The sequence below is a fragment of the Arthrobacter sp. MDT2-34-1 genome (assembly GCF_059091365.1).
Map to the genome: position 1 here is coordinate 1 of NZ_JBNHGO010000033.1, position 1,422 is coordinate 1,422.

The following is a 1,422-nucleotide window of genomic DNA, read 5'->3' on the forward strand; positions in this document are numbered from 1 at the left end:
AACCTTGACCAGGATGTGGTCGCGTTGCACGGAAGACTCGGGAACAAGCTCCACGATCTTGATGACATTGATGAGCTTGTTCAGTTGTTTGGTGACCTGCTCGAGCAGATCACCCTCGGCCTCGACCACCACGGTGATCCGGGACAGCCCGGACACCTCCGTGGGGCCGACGGCCAATGAATGGATGTTGAACGCCCGGCGGGCGAACAGGCTGGCCACCCGGGTGAGCACACCCGGTACGTCTTCAACCAGCACGGAAAGGGTATGGCGTGCCATGGTCAGTCCTCCTGCTCCCACTCCGGGGTCATGTCGCGGGCGATCTGGATGAGGTCGTTGCTGACTCCGGCGGGGACCATCGGCCACACCATGGAATCACGGCTGACCACGAAGTCGACGACGACGGGCCGGTCGTTGATCTCGAGCGCCTGCTGGATCGTCGCGTCGATATCCTCGTCCCGCTCGCAGCGCAGGCCAGCGCAGCCGTAGGCATCGGCCAGCTTAACGAAGTCCGGGACCCGGATGGTGCCATGGCCCGTCAGCAGGTCCGTGTTGGAGTAGCGGCCCTCATAGAACAGGGTCTGCCACTGGCGCACCATGCCCAGGGACGAATTGTTGATCACCGCGACCTTGATCGGGATTTTGTTGATCACGCAGGTAGCCAGTTCCTGGTTGGTCATCTGGAAGCAGCCATCGCCGTCAATCGCCCAGACCACGCGGTCCGGGGTGCCCACCTTGGCGCCCATTGCAGCCGGGACGGAGTAGCCCATGGTGCCCAGCCCGCCGGAGTTCAGCCAGGCGTGCGGACGTTCATACTTGATGAACTGGGCCGCCCACATCTGGTGCTGTCCGACGCCGGCGACGTAGACCCCTTCCGGTCCGGTCAGCTCGCCGATCCGCTGGATGACCCGCTGCGGCGCGGACAGACCGTCCTCCGGCTGCGTGAAGCCGATCGGATATGTCTCGCGAAGACGGTTGAGGCTGTCCCACCATTCGCTCAGGTCCGGCTTGCCGGTCGCGGCGAACTGCTCGCGCACGGCCTCGGCCAGCTCCGGAATAATCTCCTTGACGGATCCGACGATCGGCACGTCCGCGGTGCGGTTCTTGGAGATTTCCGCCGGATCGATATCGGCGTGGATCACCTTGGCATTCGGGGCGAAGGTGGAGAGTACGCCGGTCACGCGGTCATCGAACCGCGCACCCAGCGTGATGAGCAGGTCCGCCTGCTGCAGCGCGGTCACTGCGCTCACGGAACCGTGCATTCCGGGCATGCCCACATGCTGCTGGTGCGAGTCCGGGAACACGCCCTTGGCCATCAGGGTCGTGGCCACGGGCGCTCCGACCAGTTCGGCCAGTTCGAGCAGCTCCGCGGAAGCATGCCCCTTGACCACGCCGCCGCCGACGTAGAAGACCGGACGCTCGGCG

Annotated in this window: 2 protein-coding genes; both read right to left on the reverse strand. The window is 64.8% G+C overall.

What is annotated here, in order from left to right; all coding sequences use genetic code 11:
* A partial coding sequence (gene ilvN / locus AC5RVV_RS17360; RefSeq protein ID WP_494002604.1) for an acetolactate synthase small subunit occupies positions 1–276 on the reverse strand: 276 nt, incomplete at its 3' end.
* A 2-nt stretch (positions 277–278) separates the two neighbouring features.
* On the reverse strand, positions 279–1,422 hold a 1,144-nt coding region (locus AC5RVV_RS17365; protein WP_494002605.1), incomplete at its 5' end, for a thiamine pyrophosphate-dependent enzyme.